This window comes from Chitinophaga sp. 01L420 (genome assembly GCF_056399985.1).
The window spans coordinates 22,240-41,197 of sequence record NZ_JBFTSK010000037.1; the positions used below are offsets into that span (position 1 = coordinate 22,240).

The 18,958-nt window shown below is 45.2% G+C and carries 18 protein-coding genes and 1 riboswitch; of the genes, 11 read left to right on the forward strand and 7 right to left on the reverse strand.

From position 1 onward, the window contains the following. Nucleotides 1–94: 94 nt before the first annotated feature. The 3 genes from AC1DP6_RS26740 to AC1DP6_RS26750 are packed head-to-tail and all read left to right on the forward strand — an operon-like array spanning nucleotide 95 to nucleotide 946. Nucleotides 95–400 carry a hypothetical protein gene (locus AC1DP6_RS26740; RefSeq protein WP_477057594.1) on the forward strand — a complete coding sequence of 102 codons (306 nt, stop codon included), beginning with the start codon at nucleotides 95–97 and terminating at the stop codon, nucleotides 398–400. 2 nt (nucleotides 401–402) lie between these two features. Continuing rightward, nucleotides 403–687: a DUF6881 domain-containing protein gene (locus AC1DP6_RS26745; protein ID WP_477057595.1), complete on the forward strand. Its 285-nt coding sequence runs from the start codon at nucleotides 403–405 to the stop codon at nucleotides 685–687. Between the two features lie 43 nt (nucleotides 688–730). Beyond that, on the forward strand, nucleotides 731–946 hold the full coding sequence (locus tag AC1DP6_RS26750) for a hypothetical protein (protein WP_477057596.1): 216 nt from the start codon (nucleotides 731–733) through the stop codon (nucleotides 944–946). A gap of 18 nt (nucleotides 947–964) precedes the next feature. On the opposite strand, the gene AC1DP6_RS26755 is transcribed toward AC1DP6_RS26750, so the two are convergent. Together AC1DP6_RS26755 and AC1DP6_RS26760 are read right to left on the reverse strand one after the other, a co-directional pair. Then, nucleotides 965–1,657: a uracil-DNA glycosylase family protein gene (locus tag AC1DP6_RS26755; protein ID WP_477057597.1), complete on the reverse strand. Its 693-nt coding sequence runs from the start codon at nucleotides 1,655–1,657 to the stop codon at nucleotides 965–967. A gap of 8 nt (nucleotides 1,658–1,665) precedes the next feature. Continuing rightward, entirely contained in the window at nucleotides 1,666–3,714 is a 2,049-nt protein-coding gene (locus AC1DP6_RS26760; RefSeq protein WP_477057598.1) for an ATP-binding protein, read from the reverse strand. Nucleotides 3,715–4,078: 364 nt separating this feature from the next. Here AC1DP6_RS26760 and AC1DP6_RS26765 point away from each other — a divergent pair, with 364 nt between their 5' ends. The 3 genes from AC1DP6_RS26765 to AC1DP6_RS26775 all read left to right on the forward strand — a co-directional run bounded on the left by AC1DP6_RS26765 (nucleotide 4,079) and on the right by AC1DP6_RS26775 (nucleotide 7,846). Beyond that, a complete protein-coding gene (locus AC1DP6_RS26765; RefSeq protein ID WP_477057599.1) occupies nucleotides 4,079–5,329 on the forward strand; it encodes a YdcF family protein in 1,251 nt (416 codons plus the stop codon). A 56-nt stretch (nucleotides 5,330–5,385) separates the two neighbouring features. Beyond that, on the forward strand, nucleotides 5,386–6,330 hold the full coding sequence (locus tag AC1DP6_RS26770) for an NAD-dependent epimerase/dehydratase family protein (RefSeq protein ID WP_477057600.1): 945 nt from the start codon (nucleotides 5,386–5,388) through the stop codon (nucleotides 6,328–6,330). A 72-nt stretch (nucleotides 6,331–6,402) separates the two neighbouring features. Next, a riboswitch (SAM riboswitch) is annotated at nucleotides 6,403–6,516 on the forward strand. 151 nt (nucleotides 6,517–6,667) lie between these two features. Continuing rightward, nucleotides 6,668–7,846: a trans-sulfuration enzyme family protein gene (locus AC1DP6_RS26775; protein ID WP_477057601.1), complete on the forward strand. Its 1,179-nt coding sequence runs from the start codon at nucleotides 6,668–6,670 to the stop codon at nucleotides 7,844–7,846. Here AC1DP6_RS26775 and AC1DP6_RS26780 read toward each other — a convergent pair. Next, entirely contained in the window at nucleotides 7,797–9,008 is a 1,212-nt protein-coding gene (locus AC1DP6_RS26780; protein ID WP_477057602.1) for a dicarboxylate/amino acid:cation symporter, read from the reverse strand. The genes AC1DP6_RS26775 and AC1DP6_RS26780 overlap by 50 nt on opposite strands. A 99-nt stretch (nucleotides 9,009–9,107) precedes the next feature. On the opposite strand from AC1DP6_RS26780, the gene AC1DP6_RS26785 reads away from it, so the two are divergent. Then, nucleotides 9,108–9,431, forward strand: coding sequence for a NirD/YgiW/YdeI family stress tolerance protein (locus tag AC1DP6_RS26785; RefSeq protein WP_477057603.1), 324 nt, complete (start codon nucleotides 9,108–9,110; stop codon nucleotides 9,429–9,431). 9 nt (nucleotides 9,432–9,440) lie between these two features. Here the strand turns inward: AC1DP6_RS26785 and AC1DP6_RS26790 are convergent, their stop codons facing one another. After that, nucleotides 9,441–10,418 (reverse strand): sulfite exporter TauE/SafE family protein, encoded by a 978-nt coding sequence (locus AC1DP6_RS26790; protein ID WP_477057604.1) that lies wholly within the window; start codon nucleotides 10,416–10,418, stop codon nucleotides 9,441–9,443. 242 nt (nucleotides 10,419–10,660) lie between these two features. Between AC1DP6_RS26790 and AC1DP6_RS26795 the strand changes: the two genes are divergently transcribed. Together AC1DP6_RS26795 and AC1DP6_RS26800 are read left to right on the forward strand one after the other, a co-directional pair. Then, nucleotides 10,661–11,953, forward strand: a complete 1,293-nt coding sequence (locus AC1DP6_RS26795) for a hemolysin family protein (protein ID WP_441575875.1) — start codon at nucleotides 10,661–10,663, stop codon at nucleotides 11,951–11,953. 9 nt (nucleotides 11,954–11,962) lie between these two features. Continuing rightward, entirely contained in the window at nucleotides 11,963–12,826 is an 864-nt protein-coding gene (locus tag AC1DP6_RS26800) for a pirin family protein (protein WP_477057605.1), read from the forward strand. A gap of 55 nt (nucleotides 12,827–12,881) precedes the next feature. Here the strand turns inward: AC1DP6_RS26800 and AC1DP6_RS26805 are convergent, their stop codons facing one another. Beyond that, the gene (locus tag AC1DP6_RS26805; RefSeq protein WP_477057606.1) at nucleotides 12,882–13,112 is read right to left on the reverse strand and encodes a hypothetical protein; all 231 of its coding nucleotides are present in this window, start codon (nucleotides 13,110–13,112) and stop codon (nucleotides 12,882–12,884) included. A 273-nt stretch (nucleotides 13,113–13,385) separates the two neighbouring features. Between AC1DP6_RS26805 and AC1DP6_RS26810 the strand changes: the two genes are divergently transcribed. Both AC1DP6_RS26810 and AC1DP6_RS26815 read left to right on the forward strand, forming a co-directional pair. Further along, nucleotides 13,386–13,565: a hypothetical protein gene (locus AC1DP6_RS26810; RefSeq protein ID WP_477057607.1), complete on the forward strand. Its 180-nt coding sequence runs from the start codon at nucleotides 13,386–13,388 to the stop codon at nucleotides 13,563–13,565. Between the two features lie 74 nt (nucleotides 13,566–13,639). Beyond that, nucleotides 13,640–14,269: a hypothetical protein gene (locus tag AC1DP6_RS26815; RefSeq protein WP_477057608.1), complete on the forward strand. Its 630-nt coding sequence runs from the start codon at nucleotides 13,640–13,642 to the stop codon at nucleotides 14,267–14,269. A 92-nt stretch (nucleotides 14,270–14,361) separates the two neighbouring features. On the opposite strand, the gene AC1DP6_RS26820 is transcribed toward AC1DP6_RS26815, so the two are convergent. Together AC1DP6_RS26820 and AC1DP6_RS26825 are read right to left on the reverse strand one after the other, a co-directional pair. Continuing rightward, on the reverse strand, nucleotides 14,362–15,954 hold the full coding sequence (locus tag AC1DP6_RS26820) for a beta-N-acetylhexosaminidase (protein WP_477057609.1): 1,593 nt from the start codon (nucleotides 15,952–15,954) through the stop codon (nucleotides 14,362–14,364). 69 nt (nucleotides 15,955–16,023) lie between these two features. Beyond that, nucleotides 16,024–18,948, reverse strand: a complete 2,925-nt coding sequence (locus tag AC1DP6_RS26825) for a DUF4132 domain-containing protein (RefSeq protein WP_477057610.1) — start codon at nucleotides 18,946–18,948, stop codon at nucleotides 16,024–16,026. Between the last annotated feature and the right edge of the window lie 10 nt (nucleotides 18,949–18,958).

Consider the following 18,958-nt stretch of genomic DNA (forward strand, 5'->3'; position numbering starts at 1 on the left):
TTAAAATCGCTATATTGTTATACTACCTCACTATAGCCAATGGGAGGTACGCCCGACCATAGAGTATTTGTATCACCTAAACCTAATCAAAGCCGTGAATCTGCTGCTCCTTAGCCTGTTTGCCCTGGCATTATGGCTGATGTTCTCCCTCTACCGGAGTCACAATCGCAAAAAGGCCGAATTGCTTCTGCCTGTTAGATCTGCGAATATTGTAAAAATTCATAGTTACAAGTCTTTCGGCATTATTGCCACTATCAGGTTTAAGGATGACCTTACACCACAGATAGGGGACCGGTTACATGAAGAAGGAAACATTTATCAGATAACGGGCGTGGTCACGCCGGATGCCGTACAGGAACAACCTAAAGACACCTGGGACTGCCGTCTGGTAAAAATCTAGCAATGGAATACCTCAAGATTTCCTGGCTTCATCGTTTTGAGGATGAACCAGTATTCCTATACAGTGAAATTGACGCACTACGTTTTGAAAACCGGAAGATTGAAATATATCATGACGGTAGCTTTGGCATCGCCAACAGTAATTTTCATTTTGGAGGTACCGCCTTATCGGATGTAGTGATGCCCGAAATAGAGGATATCTGCGAGGATAAGCACTTTATACCTGAACTGATTTCGCAGGCCGAATTTGAACTTATCTGGAATCAATATTATTATTTTTTGTCCTGACATAGCTGGTCCGTGATTTGCTGATGATCTGTAAAAGGATCTTATGAACGCTTTTATGATTAAAACAACCGGAGGCCGCTTTTACGTAAAGCCATATTCAGCCGAACGCTTTCTGGTAGATGTGGATGGCGAAGAAATTGTTATGGAGAAAGATGAGGATGGGTACGTACGTGCACCGGGCGCAACAGACCATGGTCATCGCTTAAATATGGGCTTGCTGAACAGTATCGCAGACCAGATTGCGAGGCAGACAGCGTAAAAAATCCACAAACCGGGATTATTTGTGTGCCTCAAAAGCAGACAGATACTTATCAATATACAACTCCTTGGTTTTTGTTTTATACTGCATCACAAAACGGGGATGCTCCAACGGTACGATCGTTTTGAAAAACTGCTCCTTCTCATTTAACGCCTGCAGGAATGCGGCATTTTTCCCGGTACCCATACAATAACAAACATCGCGACTGATATTCCATTGCAATTGTTCCTTTAAACTGCTCACTATAAAAGCATAAGCCGCTTTTGTCAGTGCAGCGCTGTCATAATAATTATAATTTATTTCTTTCCCACCCGGTTGAACCGAGGTAAAGCCAAGCGGGCAGATGCTGCTGATATAAAAGTGCTGGTAAAAGTTTTTCACGCCCCCGTATGCGTCTATTACATCATACACAAAAACAGAGGAAGGTTCATGCGTTTTTAGTCCGGGGATCTCAATGCCACATTTATCCAGCATCCGCTTGGTATCTGTGAAGGGCACACCAGTAGATCCTGACCCCAATCTGCCAGGGTTAATACCCAGAATAAGTTGTCTGGGCTTTTTATCGTTATAAAACTTTTTATAGAATTGGGTCATAATGCCGGTGATCCCCGGACCCTCCTGAAAAGGATTCAGGACACGTATACCTGCTGGCAGTTTGCCCGGAAAATGTAGATGGCTGTTGAATGCGATGATCTGATCCGCTATAGTCATTCCGCAATTTACGCCATTTGATGATGCCTCGTAATTTTCTCCAGGATATCCTCTTCCCGGTAAGGCTTCATGATATAATCATTCAATCCTGAGCGTAGGTAGAGCGCAATATCATCTTCCATCACGTTACCGGTAATGGCAATAATGGTGACCGCCGCTTTTTTCTTGTCGGGAAGTTCTCTGATCATATTGGTGAGCATCAGGCCATCTATACCGGGTAAATCAATATCCGTCAGCACAAAATCGAAGGATTCACGCTGATATATTTCCAGGGCTTCTTCCGCAGAAGATACGATCAGGTAGGATGCCTGCATCCTGTCCAGCATCAGGGCCAGTAATTTCTGATTGAGGATGCTATCCTCCACTACTAACAATCTTATACCTGCCGGTACAACGGCGCTTGTAGATGTATTACTCAYGGGGACAATAATTTTTTTAGTAGCAGGTGATGGTGTCATCAACTGATACCGGATTTCAAAATAAAAAGTGGTGCCTTTGCCGGGGAGGCTCTCCACATGAATCTTACCGTTATGCAGATCAATGATTTTTTTGGAAATGTGTAATCCTAATCCACTGCCTTTATGATAATGGTTATTTCCCTGGGAGAAAGCGTTGAACACTAAAGGTAGTTCTTTATGTGAAATACCTGAACCGGTATCTTTTACACTTATCTGTAACAGGTTGTTGTCACGCATATGCGCAGTGACCGTCACGCTGCCTGTTTCTGTAAACTTAATCGCATTGGCAATCAGGTTGATTAACACCTGTTTAAGCCGGAAAGCATCTCCCATCACCAGCAGGGTGCTGGGGAAATATATATTGACTTCCAGCGGGAGAGATTTCATTTCTGCCTGTACCGCCAGGGTATTACACACTTCTTCAATGGCGGTCCGGGGCGCAAACTTCTCCAGCCGGAGTACAGGCTCGGCTGTTTCCATGCGCGTATAGTCAAGCACGTTATTCACCACTTGCAACAGCATATCGGCCGAATGTCGTATAGCGGATACCGTTTCCGGTGTTTTTCCCTGTTCCAGCAGCCAGGTATAACCAAGTATAGACTGCACCGGTGTGCGGATTTCATGACTGATGGTGGCAGCGAAATCACTTTTCTGCTCTGCAAATTTCTCAGCCTGTTGCTTCGCCCTCAATAAAGCCAGGTCATAACGGTACAAACGTATAATACCATATATAATGATACCTGCCATCAACAGTATTAAAGGGATTTCCCAGTAATTGTGTTTGTCCAGCTTATAAAGAGAATGGTCAATGTCCTGCCCCAGCTGTAACCGCTTTTTATCTGTTTCGTCCAGCATATTTTGTTTCAGTGCTGCCATGAGGTGCAGCAGTTCTGAAAACAAGCGCTCATTGGCCACTACCAGCGCATATTCTTTCTGTTTCAGGTTATTATGGCTATCGGTAGCATCTTTTATAAATTTACTGTAGGCATCCTGGATTTTCTGCAGCTGCTCCTTCGTAAAAGCTTTGCCATTGGCATTGGTATCATACTGTACAATCTTTACCTGCTTGCTGGTTTGCTGTATATTGGGCTTATTGTTGATGGCGTCTTTGATGCGGCCAAACAGTTTCCTTTTGCCTTTGGTTTGGGCCGTTTCAGTGGTCACCACGGTATCTGCCTGCCGCCGGGGTTGCGGTAATTTTATATTGCCTAACTGCTGCAGGGGCAGGGGAGTAGTGGCAGTATCCCATACCTGCGATAATTGTAACAGGGAATCTACGTATAGCCGTGTCTGTAAAAACAATTGCGATTTCCGGGCCTTGTCCGCCAGTAATGCCTCCATCTGCTTTTCATCCTGCCTGGAATTCACCGCACTGTCGAGGTGCTCAGTAATGCGCTTCAGCTGACCGACATAACTATTTAAATAATTCCGGTCAAAAGTGAGCGTATAGATACGAAAATTGTTATCCGCTGCGTATAATAACTGTACCGCCTGGTCAATATGACCAGCATCTGTTTTGGTAGCCACAAGGTTTTTAACAACAATGCCTAACTGTTGGGATTCCCGTTTCCGTAAAAAGATGATCATGAAAAATGTCATCAGCACCAAAACCATTATCGTTAGCACAGCATAGCGTACAAAGGTCTTTTTTTCCTGAATTTTATACATCGTTACATTATGATTGGATGTTGGCTTACTGTCCTGCCGGACAGGTCACGAAAATAAATGATTTTATTGGCCGTAACTAATAGATAATMAATGTAAAACAATGGATATAGGTATATATTTTCCCCTGAATTGTATATGTATTGATTTATTTAATACATTATATTTTTTTACTTATTAAAAGATTAATATTCCGTGGAATCTGTTTTTTAATTCATGATATTTATAATATCTTTTGTCACAAGGAAAGCTCAATATTGATTTTTGTATTATTGTTGCGTTATAATATTTTTCCTCAATGCACTATCTGAAAAACTGTTTTATTACCTGTTTATTATTATTTGCATTACTACCATTTACCTATAGTCAATCACTTTATCCGGATCCGCAGTATAAATTTGTATCAGGTCCGGGGACCTTACAGGATCGTAATTTTTATCTGTTTACCCTCCTGGAACGATTACCCGGCCTACCTTCGCTCTTAGCTAAAGATAGCAGCCTGCAGGTGCTCCGGAATCAGTATAAACAACGTATATCCCATCCCGTGAGCAACGGGGAAAATCCCGCTGCACTGTTATTTTCAGATGCAAACATCCAACAGGTAAGCAGCGCCTTCACCAGGTTGCTACAACAGAACCCGACGCCGTTTGTTCGATTGTTGCGGGAAATGCGTGGCAGTGGCCTGTTTGAACTGCATGCCCGTAAAAGTGACGGCGAATTTCTGACAGCCGCCTGGAAGGATGCAGCCGATGGTGTCAACTATATCATCAATGCCTATACGAATGGCACCGGTCTGCGGTATCCGGTAATTGATTCAGCACTGTTGTATGTACATTCACCTGCCTATAAAGCCGGAGTGCAGCATTTGCTGGAGCAGGTAGAGGAGAAAGACAGGCAGGATGATTTGTTTTTCCAGCCATCGCTACAGCTGGCACTTGGATTACTTACGCTCAGCCATCGCGATGAAGCTGCCCGCTACGAGCCTATGTCGGCCACTAACGGAGACGCCTATAGGCAAATAAAGAAAACCGACTGGAGTAAATATCCCTATCCGGCCATGCTGATCCTGGGAGCCAGCCCGGTAGCCAAAGAATTGCTGAGCGAAACCGGGAAAAGCCGTTGCCGCACCGGCGCCGGGTTATATCAAAAAGGCCTCGCACCCTTTATTATTGTGTCTGGTGGGCATGTAAGACCAGTAGGTACACCCTACTCAGAGGCAGTAGAAATGAAGAAGTACCTGGTCAACGAGTTGAAAATACCTGCCGCTGTAGTCATGATAGACCCTTATGCGCGGCATACCACCACCAACGTACGTAACGCAGTACGCATTGCATGGAGAAGTGGTATCCCGGTGAACAAACGGATGCTATGCGTATCTGATGCGATGCACCTGGTATATGTTACCAGCCCCCTGTTTAAGCAACGCTGTATGACCGAACTGGGATATATGCCTGCGGCAGACATCGAACAGACAGATCTTTATTATTTGTCGTTCGTACCGGACCTCCGTTCCCTGCAGGTGAATGCCTTCGATCCACTGGATCCCTGATACACAATATTTCGTTCACTTATTCGTCTTTCATATAAACCTTACAACACAAAACTATGTCTGATCAATCTATCCAGCCCTTGTATACTATCCTTGGAGCAGGAGGTATCATCGCCAATGAACTGGCTGCAGAACTCGTGAATAATAAAAAACGGGTTCGCCTGGTAAGTCGCTCCCCCAAATCAATTGCGGGCATTACCGACCTGGTAGGGGCTGACATCACGGATTATGAACAAACAAAAAATGCAGTAAAAGGAAGCAGCATCGTTTTCCTCACGGCAGGTTTGAAATATGACATCAAAGTGTGGAGCGATGCCTGGCCTAAGATCATGACCAACGTGATCAATGCCTGCAAAGAAGCCGGCGCCAAACTGATTTTCTTTGATAACGTATATTCTTACGGGTTAGTAAACGGCCCAATGAAAGAAGATACCCCTTATCAGCCTTCCAGCAAAAAAGGGATCGTTCGTGCGGCCATTGCCAAACAACTGATGGACGAAGTAAAAGCAGGTAAAATCACTGCTACCATTGCGCGGGCAGCTGATTTCTATGGCCCCGGCGCAGATAAAACCGGCTTCCTGAATCTCCTGATCATCGATAAATTTAAAAAGAACAGCTCAGCAATGTGGCTGGGAAAAGATAACCAGACACATAGCTACACCTTCACACCAGATGCTGCGAAAGGCTTATACCTGCTTTCCCAGGATGATACTTCCTGGAACCAGGTATGGCATTTGCCTACCGCCAATCCTGCACCGGATGGTAAAGGTTATGTAAACCTGATTGCCACCCAAATGGGCGTAAAACCCAAATATATGAAGCTGGGTAGCTTTATGCTAACACTCTCCGGACTGTTTGATCCCACCATCAGAGAAATGAAGGAAATGCTTTATCAGAGCAACTATCCATACATACTGGACTCTTCAAAATTCGAAAAACACTTTAATGTAAAACCCACTTCCTATGAAGAAGGGATCCGTTTAACACTGGCAAAACAGTAGTCTACTAATTTTGTAGGAAAATAAATTTGGTAGTTAATTTTTCTGCATTATCTTTGCACCAGTTCTTTAAATAGCTTATCAAGAAAGGAGGAGGGACATGGCCCGACGATACCTTAGCAACCATCACTGCGCAAGCAGTGAAAGGTGCTGCATCCATCCCGGTTTAATTACCAGGAAAGATAAGTCAGATTCTAAGTTTTACTATACATTATTATCTATATAATGATAAAACTCATCTGGCTCCCAGGTGAGTTTTTTTATGCCCCTGCCTACCCTTGATATGCTCATTTAACGGACCTGTTTAATCAATTTTCATCAAACTAAAAATCAAAAACAGATGAGCACAATTACTGAACTGATCCACTCTATTCCCGTAGACCCTCACACCGGCGCCATTGCTGTGCCTATTTATCAAACCTCTACGTTTGTGCAGGAAGCACCCGGCGTCAATAAAGGATATGACTATGCCCGCTCCAATAATCCTACCCGCGAAACAGCGGAGAAGATTATTGCCAAACTGGAAGGCGGTGCCACCGCATCCCTGTTCTCCAGCGGGTTAGCAGCCATTGATGCGGTAATTAAACTGCTAAAATCCGGCGATGAAATTGTAGCGGTAGATGATATCTATGGCGGCGCTTTCCGTCTCTTTAATAAAGTATATGAGAAGTTTGGTATCAAAGTAAACTACGTGGATACATCTGATACCCAGGCGGTCTTCAATGCTATTACGCCCGCTACCCGTTTAATATGGCTGGAAACACCCACCAATCCCACGCTGAAAATCTCTGATATCGCTGCTATTGGCCGCATTGCAAAGGCACATAATTGTTTGTTCTGTGTAGATAATACTTTCGCTTCCCCCGTATTGCAAAAGCCATTGGAGCTGGGCGCTGACCTGGTGATACACAGTGCTACCAAGTACCTCGGCGGACATAGTGACCTGATTGCAGGAGTGGTAGTCGCTAAAACAATACCACTGGGAGAGGAGATTAAATTTTATCAGAATGCCTGTGGGGCTATTCTGTCGCCCTTCGATAGCTTCCTGCTGATACGTGGTATCGAAACACTGCACCTGCGCATTAAACAACATGGTATCAATGCACAGGCGCTGGCAGAATACCTGGAGAAACATCCGGCAGTAGAAAAAGTATTCTATCCCGGCTTACCTTCCCATAAAGGGCATGAGCTGGCAAAGCAGCAGAGTAAAGGGTTTGGAGGTATTATTTCTTTTACATTGAAAGATGATACCACTGAAGCAGCTACTGCATTTGTTACGTCTACTCACTACTTCAAACTGGCGGAAAGTCTGGGTGGTATCAAGAGCTTACTTTGTCATCCGGCAGCGATGACCCATAAATCTATTCCTGCAGAAAAAAGAAGAGCGGCCGGCGTAAGCGATAGTCTGATCCGTTTGTCGGTAGGACTGGAAGAAACAGCCGATCTGCTGGCCGACCTGGAGCAGGCCTTTACGAAACTGCCGCTGCCCGCCCACGCAGAAAGCGTGTTGTCAGCATAGCTGCTACGTTGTCGCCGGTGGCATTGAGAATGGTAGCCAAAGGATCTACCAGTGTACCAATAATCATCAGCGGTGGCAGGGCTTCTACCGGGAATCCGTAGATACTCATCACCAGCAGCTCGCCGATATAGCCGCCATTGGGGATGCCGCCTTCCACGATGCTGGCGATAACAGTAACGCCTAGTGCCATCAGAACAACAGAAGGACTGTCGAAACTTTTACCAAACATGGCAAATACTACCGCCATTTTTATAATAGAAGAAATACTGGAGCCATCTTTATGCAGGGTGGCTCCAAGCGGCACCACCACATTACCGATATCCTGCGGAACACCCATTTTGGCTACCGCTTCAAGGTTGGCCGGAATAGTAGCAATGCTGCTGCCCGTGCCCACTGCTGTAAGGGTAGGTATAATATTATTTTTCCAGAAGATTTTAATACCCGGTATTCCTCCGGCCACAAACGCATACAGACTGAATCCGAATATAAAGTAGAAAATACCGAAGCCGTAATAGATACCCAGGGAATGCGCGTAGGTGCCAAACAGTTGAGGACCCACGGTGCCTACCTGGTAAGCGAAATAAGCGCCTAAACCAACAGGTCCCAGTTTCATGATCACGCCAAGCACTTCTTTCATCACTTCGTTGCCGGAATATAAAAACTGCCGGAAAGCTTTACCGGCCTCGCCTACACGCATGGCAGCAAACCCGGTGAGACCGGAAAAAATGATGAAAGGCAGCATATTTTTGCGCGACAATAATTCATAAAACTCACCCACTGTGAGTAATCTGCTCAACTGTTCCCCCCAGTTGCCCGGTTGCTCTATGTTGATGTTTTTTGACAAGGCTACCTGCTGATGGATCGGGAATAACCATACTGCCACAATGGTCAAAAACGCAGATATCAGAATGGTACTGAGGAATACCAGCGACATCATGCCCAATATTCGCCCCAGTTTATTGCCGGCATCGATATGCGCAATGGCATTTGCAATACAGAAAAATACCAGCGGTATGATCACGGTGAACAACAGGTTCAAAAAAATATCGCCTATCGGCTTTATAATGACTACCTTTTCTCCGAATATAAGCCCGGCAATACTGCCAGCTATGATACCTGCCAACAGCCAGAACATGCTGCTGTACGTTTTAAGAAATCCCATGAATGAAATTTATATTATACAAGATAGGCAAATGTATCTGATCATTGAACAATCAGACATGATTATTGTTTATGCTCATAGCAAACCAATATGTTAGTCATGAAAAGCTTGCTGCTCTGTTTGTTGCTGCCCTTTTTTTTCCAGGACCGATCCTACACCATAGGAGAGGTGATGCGCAATGCCAGGCAACTGCAGAATGACAGCACACCGGTTAAGATTACCGGCTATGTGACGAAAAAACTACGCGACAATAATTACCTGTTTGAAGACAAAACTGCAGAAATTCAAATAGATATTGACCCCAGGTATCTCCCCCGCAAACCATTCAATGACAGAGATGCGGTAACCATCAAAGCCCTGGTACAATACGAAATCAACAAACCCATTACCCTCAAAGTAAATCAGGCGGTTAATAACGATTAACGGAGATGACTATATGATTTTTACCACGAAGCTGTAAATACTCTTCATACTTACCAGGATCACAATCACTGCTACCGCTACCATAATTGTTTTGGCAGAAATTTTATTGGATACCCTTGCCGCAATAGGAGAGGCAATGGCACTACCTACTACCAGCCCGAGTACGGCGTCCCAGTGCACATGATAAAGCACGGTGATGAAAGTGAGGGAACTGAGCATGGCAATAAAAAAGCGGGTAGCCTTTACCGTGCCCAGTGAAAAGCGGGGGTGTCTGCCGCCGGCAATCAGCGATGATAATACAATAGAACCCCAGCCGCCGCCGCCGATAGCGTCTATAAAACCGCCACCAAAGCCCAGCAAACCAATTTTCTTTATTTTTTTAGTGACATGTTTTTTGCGTTGTGCCCGGATAGCCCGTAACAGAATCACAGTACCCAGTATCAGCGTATACAGCGATACCAATGGTTTGGTATACATCGCATAATGTTCCAGGGAAGATAACAGGTAAGCACCTATCACTGCTCCGGCGATACCTGGTAATATCAGTATTTTGAAAAGCTTTTTGTTGACATTACCCATCCGCTGATGCATCCAGCCTGCAATGCCGCAGCTCAGGATCTCAGAAATATGTACCGCTGTACTGGCGGATGCCGGCGGAATACCCATGGACAGGGAAAAAGTAGTGGAAGTAATGCCGTAAGACATGCCTATGGCGCCATCAATCATGGCAAATATAAAACCAGCTATCAGGAAATAATAAAAAGTAGGAGGTACGTCTTCTACATAAGTGCGGAATGCAGGTGATTGCCACCAGGAGACACCCAAAATAATCGCCAATAGCAGAATGCCCCCCAAACCGTATAGCCAGCGCTGTTTTTTGTAAGCACGGCTTTCGTTGGCGTTGCTGTTTTCGGGTGGCAATGATGCCGTTGATACTGCTGTTGTCGTGGTTACCGGGGTAACCAGGGTGGTAAGTTCTTTCTCCATTTTTTATAATGTGCCGGCCTTAATTCACCACAAAATACATAAACTCTATGAAATAAGTAGACTACTTATAAAAAATTACGAATTATGAATTACGAATTACGGATTTGTGGGGAGATCATGCATGAGGGAATCTCCCCACAAATCCGTAATTCGTAATTCATAATTCGTAATTCCCCAAAATACTCCAACGTATAAAAATTGATTTACCTATATTTGGGGTTGCGAACCAATCTACGAACTACATGCTTTGGCAACTTTTCTGGACAATTATATTAGTGCTATTAAACGGATTCTTTGTTGCGGCAGAATTTGCCATTGTTAAAGTACGTTCTTCTCAAATCAACAGTAAAGGTGGAGTAGCCAGTAAAAGGGCCACTGCAGCCGCTAAAAGCGTGTTAAGTAACCTGGACGGTTACCTGGCCGCTACTCAGTTGGGTATTACCCTGGCCTCCCTCGGTCTGGGTTGGGTCGGAGAATCCGTGATGACAGCCATCGTGCTGCAGGCAATGGAAAAACTGGGGATCACCGCCATTTCTGCCGCTGCCGTACACTGGATATCTGTTACAATTGCATTTACTATTATTACCATATTGCACATCGTTTTCGGAGAACTGGCGCCCAAATCAATGGCCATCCGCAAACCATTACCTACCACATTGGCCGTAGCCATCCCGCTACGCGCCCTGTTCGTCATCTTCCGCCCCTTTATCTGGATGCTCAACGGCTTAGCGAACAGCATTCTCCGGATGATCGGCATCAAGCCTGCCGGTGAATCAGAAATTCACTCTGAAGAAGAACTGAAACTGATCATTTCTGAAAGCCAGGAAGGCGGCGCCATCGAAGAAACAGAACGGGAACTGATCCAGAACGTATTTGAATTTGACGACAGCCGCGTAAAGGAAATCCTCACCCATCGCAAAGATATTTCTGCCCTCGATATTAACCTGCCCCTGGATCAACTCATCGACCAGGTGATCAAAGACGGCTATTCCAGGTATCCTGTATACAGCGGTTCCCTCGATGAACTGAAAGGTGTGGTATATACAAAAGACGTGGTGAAAGGTGTGCACGAAAAAACGCTGCAGAACCTGAAGGATATCATGAAGCCGGTATTTTATGTACCGGATAGCATGAAAATAAAAGATCTGCTGCGTACTTTCCAGGGCCAACGCCTGCAAATGGCTGTGGTGACCAATGAATTCGGAGATACCGAAGGTATTGTTACCATGGAAGATATCCTGGAAGAACTGGTAGGAGATATACAGGATGAACATGACCATGAAGCGCCTATCGTAGAACAGAAAGATGATAACTTCATTGTAGACGCACATGAATACCTGGCAGATATCAATGAATTATTACCTTATCCGCTGCCAGAGAGTGAACATTATGAAACACTTTCCGGTTTAATTAATTATATACACGGAAATATTCCCCGCGAAGGTGAGGTAATCATGATTGAAAATTATGAAGTGCTGATCCTGAAAATGTTCCGTAGTTCTGTTGAGAAAGCAAGACTCAAACTGATCCGATAAAATATTTTTATGGAGAAGAAAATCCTCCACGTCCTGGAAGGACGTGAAAAGCACATTACCGACACAGAGGTAGTGCGGCAATCACTGCCCACTATGCAGTTCCGCTTTGCCAATCCTTTTATTGTAGTGCATCATATGCCTGCAAAGTATTTTGCCCCCGGCTCTCCGGAAGACAGGCTCCATCCGCACCCGCACCGCGGTTTCGCACCAGTTACCTTTATGTTGCAGGGCCAGGGCTATCACCGCGATAATGCCGGCAATGCCATGACAGTTACGGGTGGCGATGTGCAATGGATGTTTGCAGGCAAGGGTATCCTTCACAGCGAAGGCCCCTCCACCGAATTTCTCGAAAAAGGAGGCAACTACGAACTACTGCAGTTATGGTTTAATGTACCCGCTGCCCATAAGGGCGAAGCACCCTGGTACCAATATATAAAAGGCCCAGAAATGCCGCCGGTAGCGGAAAAAGAAGGTGTGCACCTGACACTCATCAGCGGTGATTATGAAAATAAAAAAGGTCCGTTAAAAAATTTTACGCCTATTACTGCGATATGGGGCAATGTGGAAGCTGGTAAGGAAGTAACGCTGACGGCTACACGTGGATACTGGACTTTGCTGTACGTAATTGACGGCGGCTTAAAAGTGAATGGTACGGAGGTGAGTGGTTATCACCTGATAGTTTTTGATAAGGAAGATGAACAGTCAGATATTCATATAGAAGCGCTTGAAAATACCCGCCTGTTGTATCTTTCCGCAGAACCTATCAATGAACCTGTAGCTGCAAAAGATAATTTCGTGATGAATACATCTGAAGAAATTGATAAAGCTATGGAAGATTATAAAAATGGTTTATTCGGTACGCTCGAAAAATAATCATACAATTTATGGGGAGCAGTGACGGCACTTCTCCCCATAATCATTCACCACACTACACTGTATCTTTTCGCGGTCTCCAGGTAGTATCTGTTTTCTTCTTATCTTTTTTATGATGTCTCATTGTAGTATCCAGCGGTTTTGGTGGAAATGTATCCTGCTGGAAAATCTCAATGTTGTTATGTTTTACCGGAGCAGCCTGCGCAGCACGATCCGGATCTCCCTTAAAGAAAATAAACACGGTGAGTATGGCCATTAGACCAATAGTGGCTGGAAGGTTTTTCATATAGTTAAGATTTATGTTCAGGACTATAAATGCAGATATCATGCTCCATTTTAGCGGCAGTGCTCAATTTGTTATAACCACCTGAGCATACTTCAGTTGTATCTCTTTTTTAAGGCTGTCACCGTTTGGGGAACACCATTTTATTGTGGACATTGTCCGACAATCAGTGGAAACAGGGTAACATTCCCGTTCGTGCCCTGCGCCCCGAATGGGGAAAGGAGTGAGGCACTGCTTTTGTGGCGCATTGGGTATTGTTCACCAAAATATTTTCTTATGAAAGGTACCAGAAGTGAAAATACCCGGCAGAGTAAACAGCAACATTTCTCAAACATGCCCAAACCTGAAATCAGGGACAACCTCGACAGCCGGAAAAATGAAGAGCAGGATTTCAAGGGTAAAGATATTACCCATAACACCAAAGACACAAAAGAACATAAGCACAAAAAACATTAACGAAAAGCTTCCCGGGGAATCACTTCCCGGGAAGCTTTTTACATTGCTCCTATACGATTAAAATAGTAATGAATATGAGGAATGATAAAATGATCCTGGCAGGTTTCCTGGCAGCCACTATTTTCCTGGCCTGCAACAGCCCAATTCAGAACAAGAAAGAGCAGGCAGCGCATGATTCCGCTAATGCCCCGCCAAAGTCACCGGATGCAGGCGAGCCTAAAACCATGCAGCGCGATACCACCTACGGGGACTATCATATCAGTATTATTACCCGTGGCAATGGCTATATGCGGGACCTGGTTCTGGCCATTGGCAATAAAAAAGATACAACAGTGGCAGATAGTATTACGGAGAAGGATATAAAGGGACAATTGAAAGATGTAATGATAGCGGACCTTGATGGAAATGGCCAACCGGAAATCTATTTCGCCATGCTGTCTGAAGGTACCGGCAAATATGGAAAGATCTATGCATTCGACTTGAGAAGGCCCGTTTCCCGTATCAGTACCAATTCCATTGATACCATGCAGCAAGTGGCTTACCGCGGACAGGATACCTTTTATATTAAGGGAAAAAACCTCGTACGTACTTTCCCTGCCTTCCGGGAAGGAGATCCCGATGCACTGACAGCCAATACCCAAGGCATCATTTTATACGATCTCAGGAAAGAAAAAGATACGTTGAAGTTGCTGCCCGCAAAGTGAGCAGAAAGCAAAAAGCCCTTGAAGTGAATAACTATAGCAAAGATTTAAGTATCTGCTCTGATCATTCGCTTCAAGGGCTTTTCGCTTTATGCTTATTTCTTATAATTAATTCCTTCCTTATCCCAACGTGCATAGAAAAACTGTAATGCCTTCTGAAACTGGGTAAAGTTCTTATTAGCAGGTACCGTCCAGCCGTCCTCAGCATAGGCCGCCAGTCTTGGAAATACCTGGTGGTTCATCGTCTTTACATCTGGTATCCATTCGCCCCACATCTGACACCCGGTACCCAATATTTTTGAATAGTATTTAGGATCCAGTCCGGCAGGAATCGGATCAAAGCTATAGGCTTTTTCCAGCGATATTTCGTTGTAGTCGTAATCCAGGTAGGTAGAAGCGTGGTAAGAATTCACCACATCATATCCTTTGGAAACGGCCTCTGTGATCAGTTTTAACTCTCCTTTCCAGAACTGAACAATGGTGCCTGGCGCCAGTTTTTCAGTAGCAGACGCATCTTTGCTATCGGTAAATTCATGCAGCTTGCTGCCCATGATTTCATTCCAGCCAGCCATGCGGCGGCCTTTTTTAGACAGGTATACTGAAATATTATTGGTGAAGAAAATCTGCAGGTCGGCAGGAGAGGCCAGCTTATGCGCGGCCATATAAGATTGTACGCCGGCATCCGCTTTCCACTGGTCATATTTCACCTCGTCACCACCAATATGTATCACTTTGGAAGGGAACAGTGCGCTTACTTCATCCAGTACATCCTGCAGGAAGCCGGTTACCTTTGGGCTCGTTACATTAAAAACATCGTAATGCACCCCAAATGTGCCTGGAACCTTAATAGGCGTCTCCTTGGTGCCTAACCACGGATAAGCGGCGATAGCGGCGCTGGAATGCCCCGGCATTTCTATTTCCGGCACAATGGTGATGTGCCTGTCCGACGCATATTTGATAATGGTTTTGATTTGCTCCTGAGTATAGAAGCCTTCATGTACTTTCCCGTCAAAATTTTTGCTGTTCCAGGTCCCGATCTGGGTAGAATCACGTTTTCCACCCACAGTAGTCAGTAACGGATATTTTTTGATTTCTATGCGCCAGCCCTGGTCATCGGTCAGGTGCCAGTGAAAAACATTCATTTTCAGGAGGGCCATTTCGTCCAGCAGATGTTTTACCGTTTCGCCGCCTTTGAAGTAGCGGCCTTCATCCAGCATAAATGCTCTCCAGGGAAAGCGCGGTTTATCTTTTACGGAAACGGCATCTATCGTATAGGTATTCCCGTTAGCTGCAATCAGCTGACGCAGGGATTGGATACCATAAAAAATACCGGTGTTGGTGGCGGCAGTAATGGTGATGCTGCCGGGGTTTACGAGTAGCTGATAACCTTCTGTACCTAATTCCTGCTTCAGCTTTTCGTTTAAGGTTAAACGGATAAAATCACTTTTTGCAGCAGGTTTGAGTGAGAGGGAGAGTCTATATGTTTCCTGCAATGCTTGTTGCAGTTGGTTGGCCTCGCCGGCGCTCTTGCCTGGAATGATGGCAGTGGCGCCGGATAAAGTGAAGGTGCCGGATAATGTTTTTACTTCCGATGGCTGCGGAATAATATTGATGGCTTGCAGCTGCATGGTACTTACTGATAGCAGTAACATGAAGGCACTGGCCAGGGTATTGCTTAGTTTTGACATACGCAGATTTTAATTGTTCACTTGTTTAAGGCGAGAAAATACAAATAAAATCCCGTGATTTTATAAAAGCTACGCTAATGCTATTTGTTCCCTGGAAACCGAAATATCAGTGATGGCCTCGGAATAAAATACCGGTGGCACATTTTTTAGCGGTAACAGGCAGTCTACGGCTTCTTTGTCGGTACTGCGGAACCAGCGCTGCTGCGTTTTGGTTTTATCGATAAAATAGAGCTTCCCTAATTTATAGCGGAAGCTGTCTTCTTTATAAATACTGCTCATTTCCACAATCACTTCCAGTTGATGTTCGTCATCTGTTTTGTGATACGCATACACATATTTACCGTCGCTGCCTTCGCTGAGCTTCCATCCTTTTTGCTCCATATACCTGTTCAGGATATCGCTTTCCATGGAAATATCTTCGAAGTCGTGTACCAGCGTGGTATAAGCCTGCTGAGGAGGGAGCGCAGCCACCGGTCTTTCCAATTGAGGAAAGACCGGTATAATCTGCAACGTTGAAAATTTCTGCTTCCATTGCTGCAGGGTAGGTGCATCCAGGTAAACCGGATGGAGTATCCGTATCGAAGCATTTTCCGGGAGCGTAATGGTGGTATCTACTAATGTCAGCTGGATGCCATCTTCCCGGCAATAGAATGTGGTGATCAGTTGTTCCTGCTCATCAAAGAGGCCCCATGCCATGCGGGTAGCGTATACAAACATGACAGGATGGTGTAGAAAGAGTTGTTGCCATTGTGCAGTACTCCACTTTCTTTGAATTACCAGGAAGTGTTCCATGCGGGGAGATTGCGACTTCACAATTTCCGCTACTTCTTTGGTGAGTGCTTTGAATGATTCCCTTACTTCACTGGAAGTAGCTGCTGGTATAGCTTTTAAGTGACGGTTGTTGTCGTTGAGATAAGCAGGTTTGAAGTTGCTATCTAAAAATGCGCGATAAACATCCTGCTTTACCTCAAAATATTTAAACCGGCCATTGAAGCCGAAATCAGGTATGATCCGGTCGCCAAGTTCATGAATAGTGAGGCCCATTTCTGTAGCCGTATTGTGCAGGGCTGCCAATGCGGCTGCGCCTACATTTGATTTGCGGATACGATATCTGCGTGACAGGAATTCTACCTCTCGTAAAGCAGGGGCGCTACCCTGAATCGCCAGGGCGGCTACACCATGTTCGGCCATCTTAAGGCGTTTGGTATCTATCCAGTACTGAATGGCGCTACGCAGATTTGTTGCCAGCACATCATCGCCCACCAGGGCGGCTAATGTCATCAGGTACTTGAATTTTGCATCGCCTCCCTGATCCATATAAACCTGGAACAGGTGCGCTGCAAAAGCCCCGCTGCTGGAGCGGTCGATTAAACGCAGTAGCGGTTTAGCTTCTATGTCAGCGCGAATTTCGGTTACTCGCCCCATCCGGTACATCAGGAAACGCACCATGTCAGTGGAGAGCATGTCGCCATTCAACAGATAGAGCGGAGGCAGGGCGCTGTCGTCCAGCCATTTTTCGGCTGGTTTGGAAAGCTTGCCTCTTTTCTTTGCATAAGCTACCAACTGTGTTACAATGGCCATGTCATCTTCACCGGTAATAGTATGGTCGCCCAGCGTTTCCAGCATCAGATCACGTGCATCATCGTTTACTTCTTTCTGTAATATTTGTTGCAGCAATGTCAGTGCATGTGGATTACTGAGTCTGCACAGAATCTGCACACCAGTAAGACGTTGGTCTGCTTTTGAACTTAATAATAATTCTGCTGCCTTTTCAAGTGCCAGCGGATGCTCCGCCAGAACAACGGCAACGAGCGTACGAACAGATTTCAGCTTATGGAAGGTAAACGGCCATAGCTGATCTATATAAAGGGAGCCAGGTAAGCGGGTCAGTGCCGGCAATACCACTTTTGCATCGTAATCATTCTCCAGTGCACTCATTAATAAGGATACAGCGCCTTCTTTGAGTTCATCTGCCAGCAGCTGGAAAGTATCCGGGTGCAGGTAGCGTTTTTCAGAAAGGTAACTATCCAGGTAGCGGAGCAGGTTTTGACGGTCGTTCTGTAATAAGGCACGAATCGCCAATATGCCTGATGGGATGATGTCAAGTATCCATTGGCCTGTTACCAGTGATCCGGTTAATGCGCGATCGTCCATGCCTGTCTTTGGCAGATCCAGGTAATCATAGGCTGTTTTTACCAGCCTGTGATGATATTTTTCCGGGAGATGATGAGCCAGCAGATGATAGCCTTGCAAGGCAGCGGCATAATCAGGTAGTATGGAGGCTTTGTCAGTAGCTTTTTCGATTAATGATTCATATTTCTGCAGATTATTGTGCAGTAATACTTTGGATAGTTCGTGCTGGTCGGGCAGATTGCCGGTTTGCAGCAGGATGTTTTCCAGGTATTCCATTTCACGTTCCGGATGTGCCTTGGAAAGGAGACGGTAGAACAGGGAATTCCAGCTTTTTTGTTTCCATGTAACGAGGTAGTCATCGATCACATGTCGTTCCGCGCTTTTGATCAGGTCCTGTAAAAATTTACGCAGGGGCGTAAATTTCAGTGGTGCCAGGTCGAAGTTGTTGCCATCACTGGAATAGCTGATCAGTTGTGATCCTATTTCTTCCGGTGTGCAGCCTCTTTGTTGCAGGAAGCTGGTGAAATAGCTGAATCGTAGTACAATAGAAGAGGAGGTTCCGGGCATGTCCATCATAGGAACGATCCTCGTCAAAAAAACATGTTTGCAGACCTTCCAGGTGTTGGGTGCTGCGATGAGTTGTAATACCAGGCGGTCATTGTCGTTCCAATGTTCCGGTACCTGTAGTAATTGAATAAATAATCCGAGTGTGGTGGCGTCTTCGTCTGAGTTAAATACGGGTGGTTGAAGTGTTTGCCCTGTAAGGAAATCTACCCCGGTCCGTATAGGTTCATTGTTTTCATAGATAGTCAAGTTCAGTCTTTCAAGCAGAGGTAGTATGTCTTCCTTTTTGTACGGCATAAGGTATAAA